This is a genomic window from Pseudomonadota bacterium (assembly GCA_010028905.1).
In the GTDB taxonomy this organism is placed as follows: domain Bacteria; phylum Vulcanimicrobiota; class Xenobia; order RGZZ01; family RGZZ01; genus RGZZ01.
Genome location: RGZZ01000635.1, coordinates 1 through 2401 on the forward strand (window position 1 = coordinate 1; position 2401 = coordinate 2401).

Annotated in this window: 3 protein-coding genes; all 3 read right to left on the bottom strand. The window is 65.3% G+C overall.

The features are described from left to right. A partial coding sequence (locus tag EB084_23785; GenBank protein ID NDD31283.1) for a hypothetical protein occupies nucleotides 1-524 on the bottom strand: 524 nt, incomplete at its 3' end. 34 nt (nucleotides 525-558) lie between these two features. Beyond that, the gene (gene rsmH / locus EB084_23790) at nucleotides 559-1503 is read right to left on the bottom strand and encodes a 16S rRNA (cytosine(1402)-N(4))-methyltransferase RsmH (protein NDD31284.1); all 945 of its coding nucleotides are present in this window, start codon (nucleotides 1501-1503) and stop codon (nucleotides 559-561) included. A gap of 9 nt (nucleotides 1504-1512) precedes the next feature. Beyond that, nucleotides 1513-1956 (bottom strand): division/cell wall cluster transcriptional repressor MraZ, encoded by a 444-nt coding sequence (locus tag EB084_23795; protein NDD31285.1) that lies wholly within the window; start codon nucleotides 1954-1956, stop codon nucleotides 1513-1515. Between the last annotated feature and the right edge of the window lie 445 nt (nucleotides 1957-2401).

Genomic DNA, 2401 nt, shown 5'->3' on the forward strand with positions numbered 1-2401 from the left:
GTGCTGCTGAGGGCGTGGGTCGGGTCGCTCGACGGGGGGATGGCGGCGGCCGATGCGGGTGATCGGCTCAGATCGAGCACGACGCGCCTTCCCGGACGCACCATCTTGAGGTGCTTGCTCACGAGGCCGTCGACCCGCTCGAGCGCGGTGAGGCGCTGCAGGGTGAGCCGCAGCACGGCCCGCTCCTTGAGCACCTTGGTGCGCTGCATCTTGAGATCGACGAGGGCGTACTGACCCTTCACGAGCTCTGCGCGCTGCTTCACCACGAGCATGATGAGCATGGTCAGCAGCAGGCCGCTCGTGATGAGAAGGAACCAGGGCACTGTGGGGGTCTGCCGCGCCGGTCGGGCAGCGCGACGAACCGTGGGCGTCGTCGATGGCGCGTCGATGACTACGCTCTCGAAGGACGAGCGCGCGCCCTGGGTCGGCGGCCACGCGGTGGTGGGATGCTTGAGCAGCGACGCCGCGGCGGTTGCGTCAGACGAGCCTGGAAGTGTCTTCCAGGCAGTTCCCGGGTTCATCATGGTCCCTTCCTCCTGTCTTTCGAGTCTCCGCCGCTCAGGCGGCGGGCAGCTTCTCGGCAACCCTCAGCCGTGCCGAGCGCGCGCGTGGGTTGTCTGCGATCTCGGCGTCGGTCGGGGTCACCGGCTGACGTGTCAGAATCTTCACGTCCGGTGCGGGTCCGAGCACGGGCAGCCCACGGGGAAGACCGCGGGGGGCCTCTGGATCCCGACCAGCGTGGCGAAGCAGCGCCTGCTTCACGATGCGGTCTTCCAGCGAGTGCCACGAGATGCAGGCGAGCCGTCCGCTCGGACGAAGGCGGCGCAAGCCCGCCTCGAGCCCGCGCTCGAGGCAGCCGAGCTCGTCGTTCACCGCGATGCGGAGCGCTTGAAAGGTTCGGGTGGCGGGATGGGTCTTCGGAGGGTGGTGCGCGCGGGGGATGGCGCGAGACACGATGTCGGCCAGCGCCGCGGTGTCGAGCACGGGACGCTCACGAACGATGCGCCGCGCTATGGGGCCCGCCCATCGCTCCTCGCCGTACTCCCGGATGATGCGCGTGAGCTCGGCCTCGGAGGCGGCGTTGACGATGTCGGCCGCGGTCGTGGGCTGGGTGGTGTCGAACCGCATGTCGAGCGGACCGCCGCCCTTGAACGAGAAGCCGCGCTCCGCCGTGTCGAGCTGCGGTGACGAGACGCCGAGATCGAAGTGGATGCCGTCGATGTGCTCGACTTGCAGGCTGTCGAGCAGTGCGTCGAGATCGGCGAAGTTTCCCTGGATGGCACGGAAGTTCGAGAAACGACGAAGACGCTCGGTGGCTGCCGCCATCGCCGCGTCGTCGAGGTCGATTCCGATGACCTGGCCTGTGCCGGCCAGAAGCTCGAGGAGGGCCTGTGCGTGCCCGCCTCCACCGAGGTTCGCGTCCACGTAGATGCCTCCGGGTCTCGGGCTCAGATGTTCCAGCAGCTCTTGTACGAGAACCGGACGATGGAGATAGCTTTCCACGTGCAGGCGCTAATCGAGGTAATCCGCGAGATCCCCGATGGCAGCACGCTGGCCTTCTTCGAGCGATTCCGCGTTCCAAAGCTCAGCGTAGGCCTGGCGACCCACGAGCACAGCTCTCTTCCCGATGTTGGCGTACTGGCGGTGGAGGGCAGGGATGGTGATGCGTCCTTGACTATCCATCTCAACTTCGAGGGCGAAGCAGTGGAAATCGCGGAGAAGCCAGTCGAGGTTGGCGTTGCTGCGCGCTTTCGCTTCAAGCTGGGAGATGAGTCGCTCATATTCGACCTCCGGATACAGGCGTAGATGCTTGTCGCGTTCCCTGAGGGACTTGGTGAGGTAGAACTTGTTTCCAAGCGCAGGCCGGTAGGCCGCGGGGATGATGACCCGCGACTTGTCGTCGAGATTGTGATAGAAGCTGCCAAGCAGGTACTGGGGTGACACGGACCCTCTCACTTGCGAGCCTGCGGCGCCATGCTGCGTCGCCTGAGCCGAAGAGCGAGAGGTGGAGCACGATCAGGTTGCGCCAGGAGGGTCGCCTGCGGCTGAATGGCCGCTGTCGACAACGCGCTCGGGGGGGATGCTCCCTCCACGAGTCTCCACCGCACTCCACCTTCCTCCACATTCTACCACGGGCCTCCCCTGAGGTCAATGTGACGGCCTGGCGGACAGATCGGCTACCCGTACGCTGCTTGAAAAGCTTGATACTAGATATTGGGCTGTTGGGGTACGTTAGTACTACATATAGTGTCATGATTCCTGTCGGCAGAAAGTTGAATTTCCCTCGCCGGAACAGGCTTCTGCGCCCATGGTTGCGCGATTTGTGAATAACTGTGCGGGTCCGGGGCTAGCGGTCGGGCGCATGTTCGCACCGGACGCGGCCCTGAGAGGGGCGCGCCTC